The organism is Exiguobacterium sp. UBA3491 (assembly GCF_002377745.1).
In the GTDB taxonomy this organism is placed as follows: Bacteria; Bacillota; Bacilli; order Exiguobacteriales; family Exiguobacteriaceae; genus Exiguobacterium_A.
The window spans coordinates 63,206-80,910 of the sequence record NZ_DFQK01000032.1; the positions used below are offsets into that span (position 1 = coordinate 63,206).

At 49.0% G+C, this 17,705-nt stretch carries 15 protein-coding genes, 1 pseudogene and 1 riboswitch; of the genes and pseudogenes, 12 read left to right on the forward strand and 4 right to left on the reverse strand.

Annotation, left to right across the window (positions count from 1 at the left end; all coding sequences use genetic code 11):
• The 3 genes from B4F99_RS12640 to B4F99_RS12650 all read right to left on the reverse strand — a co-directional run.
• Positions 1 to 279 (reverse strand): DNA gyrase subunit A (locus tag B4F99_RS12640; RefSeq protein WP_290758482.1); only part of this gene is annotated, 279 nt, incomplete at its 3' end.
• Positions 272 to 2,242 carry a DNA topoisomerase IV subunit B gene (gene parE / locus B4F99_RS12645; protein ID WP_035407952.1) on the reverse strand — a complete coding sequence of 657 codons (1,971 nt, stop codon included), beginning with the start codon at positions 2,240 to 2,242 and terminating at the stop codon, positions 272 to 274. The genes parE and B4F99_RS12640, both read right to left, overlap by 8 nt.
• Before the next feature lie 178 nt (positions 2,243 to 2,420).
• The gene (locus B4F99_RS12650) at positions 2,421 to 2,822 is read right to left on the reverse strand and encodes a CoA-binding protein (protein WP_035407950.1); all 402 of its coding nucleotides are present in this window, start codon (positions 2,820 to 2,822) and stop codon (positions 2,421 to 2,423) included.
• Between the two features lie 429 nt (positions 2,823 to 3,251).
• Between B4F99_RS12650 and B4F99_RS12655 the strand changes: the two genes are divergently transcribed.
• From B4F99_RS12655 to B4F99_RS12700, 10 genes and pseudogenes are all read left to right on the forward strand, one after another.
• Positions 3,252 to 4,292 carry a tyrosine-type recombinase/integrase gene (locus B4F99_RS12655; RefSeq protein ID WP_290758487.1) on the forward strand — a complete coding sequence of 347 codons (1,041 nt, stop codon included), beginning with the start codon at positions 3,252 to 3,254 and terminating at the stop codon, positions 4,290 to 4,292.
• Between the two features lie 297 nt (positions 4,293 to 4,589).
• Positions 4,590 to 6,310: pseudogene (locus tag B4F99_RS12660) on the forward strand (DEAD/DEAH box helicase); the annotation flags it as partial.
• A 147-nt stretch (positions 6,311 to 6,457) separates the two neighbouring features.
• Positions 6,458 to 6,916, forward strand: coding sequence for a helicase-related protein (locus B4F99_RS12665; RefSeq protein WP_290759475.1), 459 nt, complete (start codon positions 6,458 to 6,460; stop codon positions 6,914 to 6,916).
• A complete protein-coding gene (locus tag B4F99_RS12670) occupies positions 6,913 to 7,443 on the forward strand; it encodes a glycerol-3-phosphate acyltransferase (RefSeq protein ID WP_290758490.1) in 531 nt (176 codons plus the stop codon). Before B4F99_RS12665 ends, B4F99_RS12670 begins: the two co-directional genes overlap by 4 nt.
• A 13-nt stretch (positions 7,444 to 7,456) precedes the next feature.
• Entirely contained in the window at positions 7,457 to 8,263 is an 807-nt protein-coding gene (locus B4F99_RS12675) for a GNAT family N-acetyltransferase (protein WP_290758493.1), read from the forward strand.
• A gap of 1,033 nt (positions 8,264 to 9,296) precedes the next feature.
• On the forward strand, positions 9,297 to 9,953 hold the full coding sequence (locus tag B4F99_RS12680; RefSeq protein WP_290758496.1) for a 50S ribosomal protein L25/general stress protein Ctc: 657 nt from the start codon (positions 9,297 to 9,299) through the stop codon (positions 9,951 to 9,953).
• Between the two features lie 95 nt (positions 9,954 to 10,048).
• Positions 10,049 to 10,148, forward strand: a riboswitch (TPP riboswitch).
• A 100-nt stretch (positions 10,149 to 10,248) separates the two neighbouring features.
• Positions 10,249 to 10,821: an ECF transporter S component gene (locus B4F99_RS12685; RefSeq protein WP_290758499.1), complete on the forward strand. Its 573-nt coding sequence runs from the start codon at positions 10,249 to 10,251 to the stop codon at positions 10,819 to 10,821.
• Positions 10,818 to 12,347, forward strand: a complete 1,530-nt coding sequence (locus B4F99_RS12690; RefSeq protein ID WP_290758502.1) for an ABC transporter ATP-binding protein — start codon at positions 10,818 to 10,820, stop codon at positions 12,345 to 12,347. The genes B4F99_RS12685 and B4F99_RS12690 overlap by 4 nt, the downstream gene beginning before the upstream one ends.
• Entirely contained in the window at positions 12,319 to 13,041 is a 723-nt protein-coding gene (locus B4F99_RS12695; RefSeq protein ID WP_290758505.1) for an energy-coupling factor transporter transmembrane component T family protein, read from the forward strand. Before B4F99_RS12690 ends, B4F99_RS12695 begins: the two co-directional genes overlap by 29 nt.
• Before the next feature lie 55 nt (positions 13,042 to 13,096).
• Positions 13,097 to 14,128: an NAD(P)/FAD-dependent oxidoreductase gene (locus tag B4F99_RS12700; protein WP_290758508.1), complete on the forward strand. Its 1,032-nt coding sequence runs from the start codon at positions 13,097 to 13,099 to the stop codon at positions 14,126 to 14,128.
• A gap of 73 nt (positions 14,129 to 14,201) precedes the next feature.
• Here B4F99_RS12700 and B4F99_RS12705 read toward each other — a convergent pair whose 3' ends face one another.
• Positions 14,202 to 15,020, reverse strand: coding sequence for an alpha/beta fold hydrolase (locus B4F99_RS12705; RefSeq protein WP_290758511.1), 819 nt, complete (start codon positions 15,018 to 15,020; stop codon positions 14,202 to 14,204).
• Positions 15,021 to 15,174: 154 nt separating this feature from the next.
• Here B4F99_RS12705 and B4F99_RS12710 point away from each other — a divergent pair, with 154 nt between their 5' ends.
• Both B4F99_RS12710 and B4F99_RS12715 read left to right on the forward strand, forming a co-directional pair.
• A complete protein-coding gene (locus B4F99_RS12710; RefSeq protein WP_290758514.1) occupies positions 15,175 to 16,443 on the forward strand; it encodes a hypothetical protein in 1,269 nt (422 codons plus the stop codon).
• On the forward strand, positions 16,440 to 17,705 hold the full coding sequence (locus B4F99_RS12715; protein ID WP_290758517.1) for a hypothetical protein: 1,266 nt from the start codon (positions 16,440 to 16,442) through the stop codon (positions 17,703 to 17,705). Before B4F99_RS12710 ends, B4F99_RS12715 begins: the two co-directional genes overlap by 4 nt.

A 17,705-nucleotide genomic window follows, 5' to 3' on the forward strand; every position in this document is an offset into this window, starting at 1 on the left:
TTGGCTCAAGCGGACCATTGCTTCATAGACCGATGAGTCACCATGCGGGTGGTAGTTACCGATGACGACGCCGACCGTCTTCGCCGATTTTCGGTAAGCACGGTCGAACAGGTTGCCTTCCGTATGCATCGCATACAAGATCCGGCGTTGAACCGGTTTCAGACCATCTCGGGCATCCGGTAAGGCACGATCTTGAATGATATATTTCGAATAACGACCAAACCGGTCGCCGACGACTTGCTCGAGCGACAGGTTCAGGATGTTTTGTAGATTAGACATGTTCGTTCACACTCTCTTTCGTCACGTGCTCATTCTCGATGATCGAGAGGTCTTCTGCGAGACCGAAGGCGACATTGTCCTCGATCCACGTCCGGCGGTGTCCGACGTTATCTCCCATCAGGACAGAGACGCGTTTTTCCGCTACGGCAGCATCGTCGATCGTAACCCGAATCAACGTCCGTGTCTCGGGATCCATCGTCGTTTCCCAGAGCTGCGGTGCGTTCATCTCCCCAAGTCCTTTGTAACGCTGGATCATATAACCTTTACCGAACTTCTTCGTCGTTTTCTTAAGCGTCTCTTCGTCCCAGACGTATTCGAACTTCTCCGATTTGCCTTTCCCTTTTGAGACACGATAGAGCGGTGGTAAGGCAACGAAGACCTTCCCAGCGTCGATCAACGGACGCATGTAGCGGAAGAAGAAAGTCAGCAATAAGACTTGGATATGCGCGCCATCGGTATCGGCATCGGTCATGATGATGACTTTATCGAAATTACAATCTGACAAGTCGAAATCAGCTCCGACACCGCCGCCAATCGCGTGAATGATCGTGTTGATCTCTTCATTCTTCATGATATCGGCAAGTTTCGCTTTCTCTGTGTTCAAGACCTTCCCACGAAGTGGAAGGATTGCTTGGAACGTCCGGTTTCGTCCTTGTTTCGCAGAACCACCTGCAGAATCACCCTCGACGAGGAACAATTCATTCTTGTCCGCGTTTTTTGAAGCCGCAGGCGTCAGTTTTCCGTTCAAGATGCTCGAACGTTTTTTCTTTTTCCCGTTTCGTGCTTCTTCGCGCGCTTTCCGTGCCGCTTCCCGGGCTTGCGCAGCGCGAATTGCTTTTTTGATTAACAGCGTCGCCGTTTGCGGGTTTTCCTCCAAGTATGTCGAGAGACGACGACTGATGACAGCGTCACAGCTCGTCCGCGCTTCCGGTGAGCCGAGTTTCGACTTCGTTTGTCCTTCGAACTGGAGGAATTCTTCTGGGATCCGGATCGAGACGATCATCGTCAACCCTTCGCGGATATCATTTCCGTCAAGGTTCTTATCCTTTTCCTTCAAGAGCGTGTTTTTCCGGGCATATTCATTCATGACCCGTGTCATTGCTGTTTTTGCCCCGACTTCATGTGTGCCGCCGTCGCGTGTCCGGACGTTGTTGACGAACGAAAGGACGTTTTCCGAGTACGCATCCGTGAACTGGAAGGCGATATCGACTTCGATCTCATTTTCCGTTCCTTCGAATGCAACTGTCGGATGAAGCGTATCTTTATCATCGTTCAAGTACTGAACGAATTCGCTGACACCGTCTTGGTACTGGAAGATGTCCTGTTTGTCGGACCGTTCGTCCGTCAACGTAATCTTCAGACCTTTTAGCAAGAAGGCTGATTCGCGTAAGCGTTCCGCAAGCGTATCGTAGTTGTATGTCAACGTACTGAAGATCGAGCCATCTGGTTTAAAGTAGACGCTCGTTCCTTTTTGACGCGTCGTACCCGTTTCAAGCAACGTCGTCTTCGGAATCCCGCCGTTTTCAAACGTTTGCTCATATTGTTTCCCGTCACGGAAGATCGTTACTTTCAAATCCGTTGATAAGGCGTTAACGACCGACGCCCCGACGCCGTGTAAGCCACCGGACGTCTTATATCCACCTTGACCGAACTTACCACCGGCGTGAAGGACCGTGAAGATGACTTCAGCAGTCGGTTTTCCTGATGCGTGCATCCCCGTCGGCATCCCACGTCCATGGTCACGGACCGTGATCGCATTATCTTTATGGATCGTGACATCAATTTGTTCCCCGAATCCTGCGAGTGCTTCATCGATCGCGTTATCAACGATCTCGTAGACGAGATGGTGAAGTCCACGGTGATCGGTAGAACCGATATACATACCTGGGCGCTTCCGGACTGCTTCGAGTCCTTCGAGCACCTGTATGGCATCATCATTGTAGTTATTTAAGTCTGTCGCCATTCATTTCACCTCAAAATTCAAAATTACGACGTCGTTTTTACAAACGTTCGTTCGTTATTTCAAGTAGTCTGTCTCTAATTGTAGGCATCTTCTTGCTTCCTGACAAGCATAACCTGTAATGGGCATGAAAAAAGACACCTTCACGAACGGGTGAAGATGCCTAAAGTCGTGCGATGATTCACAGGTATTGATGCTCGATTTTGATGCAACGATTCTCAATATATGGAATGCCAGCGCCGAGCGCCAGGCTCTCTGCTTCGACACTTGAGAGACCCAGTTGATTCCAAATCATCCCGACGTCACCGTGAGCGACAGCATCTTTCGCGACATCCGCCAAAAACTCAGACCGACGGAAAACGTCAACGATATCGATGTGTCCTGGAATGCTTGCAACACTTGGATAGACTTTTTGACCGTTCCACTCGTTTAACGTTGGATTGACCGGAATGACTTCGTACCCGTGTTGAACCAAGTAGTCAGCAATCCAGTTCGCCGTCTTCCCAGAATCACTTGAGACACCGACGACGGCAATGCGTTTTGCATCCTTCAAATACTGACGTGCTTCTTGATCGGTAATCATTTAGAACTCCCCCTTATGAAAATAACTCTTACCTAACACTCTATACCCGAACCAAGATGAAGTATGCGAAATCGAGCACGTTTTCGTCGTTTTTCAGAAATCGTCTTGAAATCAAATGAGTCGACCAATGACCCATCAGACGTCTTCTCGATGCAACTGAGAGCGAAATTGACTATTCATTCTTTTTTAGTGATTTAGGTGACATAATACTATTATTGTTATTAAATAGACTCTACAACCCTTAAACCTCTAAAAATAAGTTAAATTCTCACGTGCATCGAGTTGACCAACGACCCGTCTATCACCTTGTCGATGCAACTGAGCGCTCCCTGTCTGACAATTTAACATTGCGTGAAATAACTATTTCACGCAAACAAGTGTCTGACGTACCAACGTTTGGTATACTACTACTAGAGGGGTGATTGTCGGATGAGTTTATTTAAAAACCTAGGAAAAACGATACATAAAACGACCGTTTCGGCTACAGCACCAGCGATTCCCGGTTATGAGCGGATGCCACGCTTCATTCAGTCCTATTTAGATCAGTTAACAGCCAAACATTTCTCATTAGCAACGATGCGCCGCTACGTCTACGATTATGAGGCGTTCTTTCAATTCGTCGCTGCGGCGTCAGGTGAAGAGGTAACAGCGCGAGATATTCCGCTTGAAGCATTCGTCGAGATCGATGCAGCAGGAATCGAAGCCTACGCCGAATACCTTGCCTTAACGAAACAAAATGCACCGAGCGTCATCAACCGGAAGTTATCAGCGTTACAGTCACTGTTTCGTTATTTGGTCGATACCGGTCAGTTGTCGGAAAACCCGGTCGCCAAAGTCAATCGACCGAAACAAGCGAAACGGGAACCGGTTTATCTGACAAAACGCGAATGGGACGAATTGATTCAGTTATTACCGTCAAACGTTGAGATGAATGCCCGTGAAGCGTCGCATTATGAACGGGATCGTGTTCGCGACGTGACGTTATTCCAATTACTTGGCTATAGCGGGATGCGTTTAAGTGAGATGACGCAACTCGTCTGGAACGATGTCGATTTCCACGAAAACACGCTCCGCGTCATCGGGAAAGGCAATAAAGAACGATTGATTCCACTTGCGAAACCAGCACGAATTGCCTTACGCAAATACGCGATCCATTATCAGATGCCAACGAGCGGCGCCGTACCTGTCTTCCAAAAACACGGGAAACCACTCAGCCCACGGGCAGTCCAGCATATTTTGCAGCGGCACACGGAACGGCTGAAGCCAGTCCTCCCCTTTTTAGAGCGCAAAAAAATTACGCCACATAAACTGCGGCATACGTTTGCGACACGACTTGCGACCGGCGGGGTCGACGTCCTGACGATCCAGCAGTTACTCGGTCACGAATCCGTCGCAACGACGCAGGTCTATGCCCATATCGGTGATTCGGAGAAAAAACGCGCCGTCGATTTATTTGATGGTGAACGATAATAATATTATGTTAACTAAAGGAGGGATCTCATGAATTACGGGCTCAGTGAACGCAAAATCAAACAGATGTCTGATGCCTATGCCTTTCGACGGGGAAAGAAGTATGTCGCTGCCCGAAAGGTCACGTTACACAATTACCGGATGGGTGACGAGCTAATTGAAGCGAGCGTCGACGGCGAGGAACGATTCACGGTGACGGTCCGCGTCAAGGCGCACGGCGTCGACGCTGGCTGTAATTGTCCGTCGCTTGCGATGGATACGTCATTTTGTGGACATATCGTCGCTGTTTTGCTGGCGATGCATCATGTACAGGCACACGGCACACCAACACCGCTCTCACCACAGATTCGTCCGTTCTCGGCGATTCAAGTCGACGACGCAGGCGCGCGCAACTATTTACGCAGTCTCACACCTGATCGTCGGGTGGCGATCCATTTCGAACTGACCGGACCCGTCGTGACGCTCAACCGATTGACGGATAAACAGCAGCATCAACTGTCCTTGCCCTACTTCGATCGTTTGCTTAGACAGACGGAGTATTTACAGCGGGTTGCGGATGTTTCGTTCAGTCCTGATTTACAGGAACGGATCGTTTCCGGTACCCCGATCGTTAAGCTCCATCTCGACCGAACGGCTCAAGAAGTCGAAGTCCGCGTGTCGTTTGATTATCAAGGGATTCAACTGAATCCGCTCGATGAGACGATTTATGCTGGACGGGATCAAGTAACGGAGCAAAGTGTCTTACGCTATTTACGTGAATTCCAAGCAACACCATCGAATTCGCACTATGTCATCACCAGTGACGCCGCGCAGTATGCTTTTTTGCGGAGTCTGCTTGACGAACGGGTTGCGCTTGGTCAACTAGAGTTATTTGCAACGCAAGCCATCCGAACGACGTTACCAAAAGGACCATTTCATCCGCGGATCGAAGTCGACGTGACAGACCGCCTCGACTGGCTTGTGTTCAACTTTTCGATGGACGGAATTCCGGAAGACGAGCTGAAACGTGTCCTGAAGTCGCTCGTCTTACAAAAACGCTATCACCGCTTGAAATCCGGACAGTTCGTATCTTTAGAGGCACGGGCCTTTCAGCAGTTGCAACGGGTTCTCGCCCAGATGGAAGCGAGTGAACGCGACTTACGCGACGGGCGACTCGTCTTACCTGCCGTCCGGAACATGAAGCATCTGATCGGTGCCTCCATCCTGCATCTCCATGCCGATTTGCTCGAGAAATGGATCGAATTGAAATCCGGACAAGGATTCCGGCTCAACTTGCCGAATTCGTTAGAGTCACGACTCTATCCGTATCAACGGACGGGCATTCAATTTCTGAAGAATTTGGACGCGCAAGGTTGTCACGGCATCTTGGCCGATGAGATGGGGCTTGGAAAGACAATTCAAGCGATTGGTTATATAGCAACGATTTCGGATAGTCGTGCACTGATCGTTGCACCGGCATCACTGCTCCGCAACTGGGAGGCGGAACTGAAGCGCTTTTTACCCGGTCGACCGGTTCATGTCGTGACGGGATCTCAAACTAGCCGACTTTCCGAACTGAAGTACTTGGCTGAAAACACAGTGACGATCGTCTCCTACACAACGCTTCGGACCGACGTCCGTCGCCACCCCGTATATGACGTCGTCTTCTTTGATGAAGCACAGCACTTGAAGAATCCGCAGNNCTACGACATCTGCAAGCAAAACGCCGGTTCGCCTTGACGGGAACTCCACTTGAGAATCGACCGCGCGACATCTGGTCGATTTTCCATGTCTTGTTTCCGGAATTACTGCCGGATTTAGCGACGTTTGAGAAATGGTCGTTTGATGACATGCAACAATTCATTCAACCATTTTTATTACGGCGTGAGAAAAAAGATGTCTTACAGGACTTACCAAAGAAGCAGATCGAGCATCATTATGTCGAGCTTGGACCGAATCAAAAACGGTTATATGCGTCGTATCTCGCCAAATTGCAACTCGAGACGTTGCAGCATTTAGACGAAACGAAACGTGAAGATCGTTTGAAGTTACTGGCGGGCTTAACGCGGTTGCGGCAAATTTGCAACGATCCGGGATTATTCGTCGAAGGGTACACAGGGGAAGCAACGAAACGAACGCGTCTGCTCTCACTGATTGCAGAAAAACGGGCAGCCGGAAAACGGATCTTGATCTTCTCGCAGTATACGCAAATGCTCGAGCGCATTCGCTCGGATCTCGCGCAACGTCACCTCCCCCACTTCCTATTGACGGGTGAGACACCGCTCGAAGAGCGGGTCGCGTTATGCGACCGGTTCAATGACGGTGAAGTCGATCTCTTCTTGATTTCGCTTAAAGCCGGCGGAACGGGACTGAATCTCGCAACTGCTGATACCGTCATCCTGTTTGACAGCTGGTGGAATCCGGCTGTTGAACAACAGGCAGCCGATCGCGCCCATCGGCTTGGACAACAATCCGACGTGACCGTCATTAAATTGCTGACACGCGGAACGATCGAAGAGAAGATGACCGAATTGCAAGATCGAAAAGCCAAAATGGTCGATGCCGTCCTGACAGCTCCAGACAGTGACGCCTTGACCGTCAAAGAACTCGTACATCTCGTAGAAACAAAGGAGGAACAACGGTGATCCTTGATCTCCTGCTTGGTTATCTCATCGGTAGTATTTTAGGTGGTACGCTCTGGAAGTACGTCAGTCGTACCGATTTGGCTCAGGTTGGTTCCGGAAACATCGGTGCCCGCAATGCCCATCGTGCCGGTGGGCTTCCGGCTTTTGTATTCGTTTATCTGTTTGATGCCGCGAAGACGGTCCTTGCACTACAGATCACAGACATGTTTTATCCGGTCGCCCTCACCGTGCTCATCGGTCACTTGTTTCCGTTGTTTCACCCACGATGCGGCGGTAAAGGGTACGCTGTATTTTCCGGAATCGTCTTCGCTATCACGCCGTGGGCATATCTTGCCGGATTAGGCATACTCGGTTTGTCTTATCTCGTAACGAAAGATAGTGTCAAAGCGGGGCTTATTCCGGTCGTTTTACTTCCGTTACTACCCGTCTTCTTAGACGCAGGGTCAGTCAATATCTTGTGTACCGTTGCCGTAAGTCTACTTGTCCTGTGGGCTCATGATGCACTCCACAAGCCAGCCATTACATAAGGAGGACGTCTCCATGATCGACTTTTCCATTGCAACTGCGGACGACGCGGAAGCAATCCATGAATTGAACTACCTCACCTTCACAGAAGAGATTCCACAACATCAACCGAACACCGAACGCAAACGGATTGACCGGTTTCATGATCAAAATACTTATCTGATTGGCAAGGAAGACGATCGACTCGTCGCGATGATCGCCATTCGAAAGCATCGTCCCTTTTCGCTTGAGGAAAAGGGCGTGACGCTAGACGAGACACTGACGGATCCAGCAGAAATCCGCTTACTTAGCGTTCGTCCCGAATACCGCAATAGTCGTACGTTCATGCAATTGATGCGCTTTCTAATGGTCTACCTCGAGCGGGAGACGATTGATCATGTCTATATCAGTGGTACGACGCGAGAAGCAACACTATACGCGCGGTTCGGCTTCACACCGATTGCAGCGACGCTTGGTAGTGGTGACGCCCAGTTTGTACCGATGTTGTTGTCGCGCGCAACATACGAACGATCCGTCATCGCGGATGTCTTACGTCCCCTGCATTTTCTAGCCGGTCCGGTCGAGGTTGCGCCGACGGTCCGTCAAGCGGCGCAACAAGCACCGCGTCCACACCGGACGGCCTCGATGCGTCAGCTCGATCAAGATTTACGTGGCCGAATGTGTCAGTTGCTGGATTTGCCACATGTCTCGATGGCCGTCGGCAGCGGTACGCTTGCCAATGATATTGTCGCGCAACAACTCACTGGGCATGGATTGATCCTAAACGGTGGCGAGTTCGGTCAACGCTTGATTGACCATNNCACGTGCCGGCAAGTCTTTTGATGTCCATACGCTTCCCCCCGGTCACCCGATCGACTTGGGGCTACTCGCTCATCAATTGAGGCAAACGGCATACAACTGGATCTGGTTGACGCATTGTGAGACGTCAACAGGTGTTCTCTACGATCTTGATGCAGTAAAAGTGCTGTTAGATCAACGAACCGCACTCGTCGTCGATGCGATCAGCGCTGTTGGAACCGGACATTTCTCATACGCTGGCTGCACTTTCGTCACGACTGTTTCCGGGAAAGCGATTGGTGGTTTACCGGGTCTTGCGTTCATTGGTCACGCAGATCGCGTCCTACCTTCTCTCTGTATTCCCCGTTATCTGGATTTAGGGCTCTACGCGGAAGGGGTTGCCTTTTCCGGCTCGTCGAACCTGTTGCTTGCCTGTCAGGCAGCGCTTGATGCCCTCGATCTTAATCAAGCAGCAATCAAGATGACCTATCTCGAACAAGCCGTCCGCGCAACTGGATTCCAACTCCTCGCACAACAAGAAGCACAAGCGCCGGGAATACTGACGATCGTTCATCCGTCCGCAACTGATTTAGGCGACGCTCTGCGCATTCAGGGGTATCACGTCCAGTACGAAAGCGACTATCTCGTTTACAATCAGTGGCTTCAAATTTCGACGATGGGACAGACGACGATGCGACAAATTGAACGTCTCGTTCATGTTTTAGTTCGTGAAAATCAACGAATCACCATAAAGAATGAAAAAAATGAAAGACCTCTCAACCCCTGATTTCAAGCAGTTTGGAGGTCTTTCGACTTCAAAAAGATAAAAAAAGAGGTTTATGGATTTAAAACATAGGGGTATAAAATCACTAGCACCGCATCAAACCGGTGACTTACTCACACATGTTTCTCAATATCAGCGTAATGACCTGGGAGAGAAATGCAAAGTCACGAAAGCGTCAGACTCATAAGAGTCTGAAACCGATTGTCTTAGCATGATTCATATTGTTCAGGATTCGTCCTGCTCCTACATTCATTACCTTTTGAGGGCTATACCAAATTCAAGGGGGAAATGAACATGTCAGTTAATTTAACAGCCGAAAAACGCGAGGTACGTCCACGCTCACTCCGTAAACAATTGCGTCATGAAGGAAAAGCTCTTGGCGTCGTGTATGGTTACAAAGTGGAAAGTACACCAATCGCATTTGAAGAAAAAGAATTGCTTAAAATCGTCCGAGAAAACGGTGAAAACGTCTTGATTTCACTCAAACTCGACGGTAAAAATATTAACGTCTTGATCAATCGCCGTGATATGGATGTCTTCACACCAACCGTCGATCACGTTGAATTCATCGCTGTGAAAATGGATGAAGAAACAGAAGTCGAAGCAGACGTTGTACTCGTTGGTGAAGCAGCCGGTGCAAAAGTTGGCGGCTTCCTATCACAAACACTCTTTAAAGTAACAGTCGCCGCTACACCAGATAAATTACCAGAGAACGTCGAAGTCGACGTCACGAACCTCGAAATCGGCGATTCGATTTCTATAGCTGATCTTCCAGAGCAAAAAGATTTCCGCATCGTTACAGAAGGCGATATTCAAGTCGCAGCTGTCGTCGAATCGACACTCGAGCAGGATCTTGAAGAAATCGAGGAAGCAGAGGGACAAGCAGAAGCTGGCGAGGACAACGAAGCGTCTTTAGAAGAAACAGCGGAAGAGAACGAAGACAACAAATAAGTCGTTTAACGATACGCCCTTTGCGGCGTATCGTTTTTTTATGTCTTGACAACAGACGCTGGATTGCCTAAAGTGAACAGCGTATCACCTATTACCATATCCACTAGGGGAGCCCAATTGGCTGAGACGATTCACTTCGGACCCTTCGAACCTGATCTAGTTCATACTAGCGTAGGAAAGTGGAGCGATCACATCCAATGACTCCTGCTGCGCGCAGTTTTTCTGAGGACCGCTCTCTTTTTTACGGAGGGCGGTCTTTTTTGGCGTCTCCCCCATTCAAAGGAGGACGTATCTGATGCAACACTGGAAAATGAAAGAAATCATGGTCATGATGATGCTCGCCGTCGCTTGCGGCGTCATCTATCTCGGTTGGTCAACACTCTGGTTACCGATCTCAGCGGTCTTCGGACCTGTCGGTGCCAACTGGATGTTTGGTATCTGGATCATTACGAGTCCGCTCGTCGCAGCAATCATTCAAAAGCCAGGTGCCGCTTTAATTGCGGAAGTCGTCGCGGCAGCCGTCGAACTGTTCACGGGAAGTCATTTTGGTTTATCCGCTCTTCTGATCGGAGTCTGCCAAGGACTTGGTGCGGAACTCGTCTTCGCGATGACGCGTTACCGTCGTTATGACACATGGACCTTGATGTTATCGGGTGTCGGAGCCGCGATTGGTAGCATCGTTTATAGTCTAATCGCGAACGGATTCGGTTACTACACAACGACGACGTTGCTTGCGACAACTGGCTTACAATTGATCAGCGGCGCATTACTCGGTGGCTTGCTTGCAGCGATTCTCGTCCGTCGCCTTGTTGCGACCGGTGTCTTGAACGGGTTTGCGGCAGGACGTGCGAAACGGGAAGTCGCATGATTACTGTCGACGACCTCAGCATCCGCTATCCGGGTCAGATGAAATCGGTGCTCAATCATGTATCGCTGACGATCGAGCACGGGACGACCCTTTTGCTTGGTCGCAGTGGGAGTGGCAAGACGACATTACTTCATGCCCTTGCCGGACTGACACCGGAAACGATTGAAGTCGAACAGACTGGAACTGTTACCCGCTCTGGTTCGGTCGGAGTGCTGTTCCAAAATCCAGAAGAACAGTTTTGTATGGAGACGATCGGACGGGAAATCGCTTTTAGTTTAGAAAATCGCTCGATTCCACGCGTGGAGATGGATGAACGAATTGAACGCTTACTCGCACTCGTCGGTCTCCCTCTCCCCTTCTCTACACCGATCGCGAGTCTATCCGGAGGAATGAAACAGCGTCTCGCGCTCGCAGCGGTCCTAGCACTTGAGCCGACGATCTTATTACTCGATGAACCAACGGCTCAGATTGATCCAATCGGACAACATGAGCTGATGGCGTTGATTTTTCGGATTCAAAAAGAACACGATTTAACGATCGTCTTGATTGAACACCAACTTGATGTCTGTTTGCCGTACGTCGACCAAGTCGTCTTACTTGAGGACGGATCGATTACTGCGACGGCGGATCCACGGGATCTGTTCCCGCAGGATTACAAAGAGCTTCAAACGAAAGGTATTTCCGTTCCCTCTTTGTATCCGTATACCTTAGAGACGTTACCCATAGATGGACCGCAAGCGGCGCGACTTCAGGTGCCTTCCGCTGTCGCTACAGCTGGGCGCTCTTTGTTACACGTCGCTGCATTATCGACGAAAGCGCCATATCCGTTGACCGATGCGACATTTTCCATGCAGACAGGAGAATGGGTGATGCTGCTCGGGGCAAATGGATCCGGGAAAAGTACATTGCTTGCGACACTCGGGCGGTTGCTTCCCAATCGTGGAACGTATCAGCTCCAGGGGCGTCCGGTTCATCGTTACTCCCGGCGTCGCTTTTATGAGCACGTTGGCTATGTCTTTCAACAACCGGATCTGCAGTTTCTTAAGCTGACGGTCGAAGCGGAAATCGACTGGAGTCACCGGGCAGCGACGAATGTTAAGCGCGCGGCGTTGCTTGAACGGCTGGAACTGACATCTGTCAAACAGCAGTCACCACTTGCTCTTAGTACGGGGCAACAACGACGGCTCAGCGTCGCAACGATGATCGGACAAACGAAAGACTTGTTGTTGCTCGATGAACCGACCTTCGGACAAGATGGATTGACGACACGACGCTTAATGGAACAGTTACAGATGGAACAACAGAACGATACGACACTCGTCATGGCGACGCATGATATGGAGCTCGTCGCCCGGTATGCGGATCGTGTCCTCGTCATGGAGCAAGGACGGATTGCTTTTGATGGTCGCCCAAGCGAGTTATTCGCTGACGTTCCATTACTCGAGCGCTGTCAGCTACAACGTCCACTTTCGTACCAATTCCAGGAGGTGAAACGTGATGCAAACGAACGTGTCCCCGTTCGCTGAACTCAATCCCGTCATTAAGGGAAGCGGATTGTTTTTGATCATGTTTGCCTTGATTGCAACGAATGACTGGGTCAAAACGTTAGTATTCCTGAGTTTTGCTATCGCACTGCTACTCCTCTCCGGATGGGGTCCTTTTGATTTCTTGAAGCGACTTGCGCCGTATAGTCTATTATTCTTATTGACGTTCTGGATGATGGCGGCTTTCGGCAAAGGAACGAATATTCTTTGGTCGTTCGGTTGGTTTCATGTCACGTCGGAAAGCGTCGCGCACGGCTGGTTACTTGCCTTGCGGATGGCCACGTTCGTCTGCCTGAGCCTCGCTTTCGTCACGACGACCGATGCGACCCGTTTCGTAATGAGCTTGATCCATCAGGCGAAGTTATCGCCCCGCTTTGCTTACGGATTCCTTGCCGGGATTCGCTTTCTGCCGCAACTGGTCGAAGAAGTCCGCGTTTTGCGGCAAGTCCGGATGATTCGCAATGTGCACAGTCGCTTTCCTGGTGATGGATTTCTTTCAATTGGCTTACCGCTCTTCTCACGGTCGATCCAGCGGGCAGAACGGATGGCGATTGCTCTCGAAGCCCGTCACTTTTCAGCAGAGCGAACGTATTACGAGGTACCGGTCGTTCAGCGTCAGGATATTATTTATCTCGTGGTCATCCTCCTATTCATTAGTCTTGTCTTTTGGCTATGATTACCGCCACCCGTATCCGGGTACACTCTAGCAAGACAGATTGAAGGAGAACGACATGAAACGTATCCTCTTGATTGGTGCAGGTCACGCTCACCTGCATTGCATTACACACGGACCAACAGAAGACGTCGAATGGCTGGTCCTGAACGCCTCGACGTACCAATATTACTCGGGCATGTACTCTGGACTTGCTGACGGAACATACGACATGGATGAGATGCGTATTGACGTCGCCGCCTTATGTCGTGCCTATGATAAACCATTCATCAAGGAGACCGTCATCAAAGTCGACCCTGTTGAAAAGTTCGTCTTCGGTGCATCCGGCAGACGTTACACCTATGACGTCGTCTCAACGAATATCGGCTCATTCGACTGGTCGGAAGATACGACGCGATTATCGATTAAACCGAATTACCGGTTACCGGATACATTAAAGCGACTGCAACAAGCAAAGCGTCCGGTCGTGATTGGGAGCGGACCAGCTGCCGTCGAGATGGCAGCGTCCTTGAAAGCGGCGGGGGTACCGATCACATTGATCACGGATCGAGATATCCTTTCTCGTCATCCGGCAGCGGAAGCCATTACGAGACGGTTAAAAGAACTCGGAGTGTACTGGATCAGGGAACGTCCTATAGATGACGAACTACCACTCCGCTTTAAGCAACACCCACCAATCGAGTCAGATGCAATCGTCCGCTTGACGGGTGCCGAAGCTCCGGCATTGTTTGCAGACAGCAATCTCTTCACGGAAAACGGATTTTTACTCGTCAATGAACAGTTACAAGCGCTCGATCATCCAAGCTTGTTTGCTGCGGGTGACGCGGCGACCCTCGTCGCCTACCCCGACATTCCGAAGAATGGTGTCACGGCTGTCCGACAAGCGCCAATTTTGCTTACGAACCTTTTACGATACCTCAAGGAAGAAGCACTGCAAACCTATCGTCCGCAAACGAACTATTTGACGATTTTATCGATGGGACCGCGTCATGCGGTTTCCCTATATGGTCGTCATTATTCGACTCACCCGTTCGGTTGGTACCTGAAGCGCTGGATCGATCAACGGTTCATGCGGAAGTATCGCTCTTAAAAGCGTGCGCCGGCGCACGCTTTTTCTGTACACAAAAACACAAGCCATGGACGCGTGTCCATGGCTTGTTAAATTAGACGGTTTGATTTCCTTTAACGTACGTCAGTAATGTCTCGTTGAACTTCTCTTGTTCGTCAAGTAACATCCCGTGTCCACTCTCTTCGAAGACTTCGAGTCGCGCATGTGGGATTTCCTTTTGCATCTCTTCCGCAAACTCGAACGGACAGACTTGGTCTTTTTTACCGTGGATGATCAACGTATCGACTTTGATGTTCTCGAGTTTTCCACGTAAGTCTTCGTCACGCAAGGCGATTGCTGACTGAATCGTTCCGTGGGATGAAGCGGCGATGCTAAGACCATGGAACCATTGTTGCAGCGGTTCTGGATGTTCCTTCGCAAAGAAGATTTCACCGAATCCTTTGAGCATCGACGGGCGATCCTGTTTCGTATCGGCAATCAACGCATCGACTTCTTCTTTCGTCATCCCGTATGGGTAGCCGTCACGTTGCGTAAAGACCGGTGCCGCAGCTCCCGCAAGAACGAGCTTACTGACTTTTGAGTCCCCGTAGTGCAAGAGATAGGACAAGGCGATTCCTCCTCCCATCGAGAAGCCAAGCAACGCGACATTCGTTAATTTCAGCTGTTCGATGACTTCATTGACATCGGACGCCATCGTCTTATAATCGTATCCCGTTGCTGGTGCATCTGATTTGCCATAACCACGATAATCGATTCCGACGTAACGGTACCCTTCTTCGACGAGCAGGTTCTTTTGATACTCGAACATGTTGTTGTTTGCTGGCCATCCGTGTAAAAAGACGACTGGTTGACCCGAACCGACATCCTCAACGTAAATCTTCGTGCCATCAACTGCTTGAATGAATGTACCCACCATAAAACCCCCATAGTAATAGATTGACCATGCATGCCTCTATTATTCCCGAGTTAATGGATGTCAAACATCTTGATGTTGAAACGTTATAGAAAATTCTGTCTATTATAGAAAATATGGTAAAATACAGACAATCGTATAGAGGAGGTTTTTCATGAGACGCTATATACATACCAGTATTCTCGCAGGAGCAGTTCTCCTTGCCGGGTGCGGAAAAGAACAATACTTAGATCTTACATATGATGCCAATTACTGGGGCGGTATCTCGACTACCTTTGATGGTCAAGAAATACCGGATCTCCCGAAAAAACAAACGGCGGCTTTGTTGAAGGTTTGTCAGCAAAAACCAGATAAGATGCGCTTGCCAGATCGACATGTGCAACACGAAGGATTTGATTTATACTTCCTACCTCCGAGTGTCCAAGGGCGCGAGTTCCAACACGTTCGTTTCCTGTCAGACGAAAAAAAGGACTATTTGGCGTGTCAGCCGATTCGCCACGCGGATTATGCGGTCCACCAAATCAAGCGCAGTGATTACCCATTCGTCGATTGGTCGAACCAACCGCTTAAAGCTAAATCGACAGACGTTCACTTTAAGCCTGTCCCAAAAGAAGTGACGGATCAACAAAAACAAGAAAATGAAGAAAGTAAAGACACGAAAGGACTTGGTCGTTACCTTTTCCCATCGTATCAATTGTCCTTACCACCGGAAGGACAATTCGTTCTCTTCATGAAAGACAAAAATAAGGATAAAGAACAAACACTCTTCGAGACGACCGAGTCCCGAGTCGGTTCCGAATTGAATTTAGCTTTTCGTGTCATTCCGAATAGTGGTTTGCAGCACACATCGATTGAACTCATGACCAGTGGTGATCGTATTGGGATTCCATCCGTCATTCAAGACCATGTAATGGGGCAATCATATCAAATCCAGCGAAAGCAACTTCCTGCTACGCTTTCAATGGGACAGACGGTTCCTTTTGCGACTGTTTGGAAGAAAGAAGGAGGCAAAATCGTTCAAGAAACATCGCTATATATGCGTCTTAATCAGACCTACAAAAAACCTGAGAATTACAAATATGGCTTTCTTGATGCATCACCAACCACATATGTCGGCTACATTCACGACTCACCAAAGCAGCTCATCGATAACGATTTTAAATTCATCTCGGCCATTCCGGATAAACTAGCAAAAAAAATGGCTCAAGAATTAAAAGAGACCGATGTGATGGAGCCACAAGGAACAAAGCTGAAACAGAAAAAAATGACCTTGATCCGCAAAGGAAAAAGTCAAACGTTCGAACTATTCGAACGCAAACGAGCTAAAAAGCTTGAAATCTATGTTGTCAAACCGGGATCAAAGAAAGGTGCGAAGCTGTCAGGTACGACAAGTGAAGCACTTAGTGAGGTGCTCAACCAATGAATAAACGTTACTGGATCGGACTAACACTTGGAGCGACGCTAGCATTAAGCGGTTGCCAAAGTGACGCCCAGAATTTTAAATGGGATTACTTATCACAAATGTATGATGGAGGGCAATTCAACGAAAAAGAATCTCGCACTTTGTCAGCTAAAGAGCGAACCGTCATCCAAAAAACATGCGCATCTAAAGCGAGCGATGCACCCGTCAATTACGCAGTCGGTAACATCTATTCCGTCATGATGACGAATCCGTTCGAAGATTATGATAGTCAAACCGTTCGTTACGTGAAAGCTGGGAAAAAGACGTATTTATATTGTCAGACATCGTCTAAAGATGGGTATTATCCGTTACCAAAGAAAGAAGACATCTTCAAGAAGACTACTCTGACTCCACAACGGAAAAACTTTAGCATGAAGCCTGTTGTATTAAAAAAAGACGACTGGTTCAATCCTGATGAGAAGATCGCAGACCATTCTGCTCGAAAATTAGAACTTCCAGGATCAGGTTACCTCGTCATCGAGGCAACGGATGTCACAAAAAAAGATGCACGGACGACGATTTTCGCATACGCGAATTCTCTGACACCGTTCACCCGTGATGTCAATCTCTACCTCGTCTACAATCAGCAATACGATTCGACATACGACGTTTCGGTTCGTATACCGCAGTTGTATGGTGGACGCCGTGCGGAACACCCGATCCATTCAATGAAACAACCAGGAAAGGTCCGATTCGTTCCGGGTGACGGCACGCCGGAACATTATGGAACGGTCATCGCAACGGAGAAAAACGGACGCGAATTCCGCTACGAATTATCGATTCGCCATACGATGCAACAACCGACTGAACTCCAAGGACCGGATCGAACAACAGACGACGACGTTGCGGAAAACCAAAACGAGACACTGTTCCATCAAAAACAGTTTTCGCATATCCGTTTTGAAGAAGATGATCGAGGAAATCAGTTTTCGGAAAAAGATATTGATTGGGAAAACATGATCATGATGACAAGTGATGAATCCGGAAAATTAAAAAAAGCGATCAAGACGAGTGAACAGGCTGATGTGCGGGGCAAGAGGGCGAAGTGGAAATACTTGACGTTCCGAAAAGGCGTGACTGGTCAACAGTACGAAGTCTATCTTGATAAACGCGTCAAAAAGACTGACATCTACTTAAAGGATCCAAAGCGTGACGTGTCAATCCACTTATCAGCAACGGGTCGTGACATCATCCTCCCTTTATTCGAGCAGTATGAAAAATGA

Bases quoted from the DNA above. Each gene is read 5' to 3' on its own strand.
- parE (WP_035407952.1), bottom strand. From the start codon at position 2,242: ATGGCGACAGACTTAAATAACTACAATGATGATGCCATACAGGTGCTC.
- B4F99_RS12650 (WP_035407950.1), bottom strand. From the start codon at position 2,822: ATGATTACCGATCAAGAAGCACGTCAGTATTTGAAGGATGCAAAACGC.
- B4F99_RS12655 (WP_290758487.1), top strand. From the start codon at position 3,252: ATGAGTTTATTTAAAAACCTAGGAAAAACGATACATAAAACGACCGTT.
- B4F99_RS12680 (WP_290758496.1), top strand. From the start codon at position 9,297: ATGTCAGTTAATTTAACAGCCGAAAAACGCGAGGTACGTCCACGCTCA.
- B4F99_RS12685 (WP_290758499.1), top strand. From the start codon at position 10,249: ATGCAACACTGGAAAATGAAAGAAATCATGGTCATGATGATGCTCGCC.
- B4F99_RS12690 (WP_290758502.1), top strand. From the start codon at position 10,818: ATGATTACTGTCGACGACCTCAGCATCCGCTATCCGGGTCAGATGAAA.
- B4F99_RS12695 (WP_290758505.1), top strand. From the start codon at position 12,319: ATGCAAACGAACGTGTCCCCGTTCGCTGAACTCAATCCCGTCATTAAG.
- B4F99_RS12700 (WP_290758508.1), top strand. From the start codon at position 13,097: ATGAAACGTATCCTCTTGATTGGTGCAGGTCACGCTCACCTGCATTGC.
- B4F99_RS12710 (WP_290758514.1), top strand. From the start codon at position 15,175: ATGAGACGCTATATACATACCAGTATTCTCGCAGGAGCAGTTCTCCTT.
- B4F99_RS12715 (WP_290758517.1), top strand. From the start codon at position 16,440: ATGAATAAACGTTACTGGATCGGACTAACACTTGGAGCGACGCTAGCA.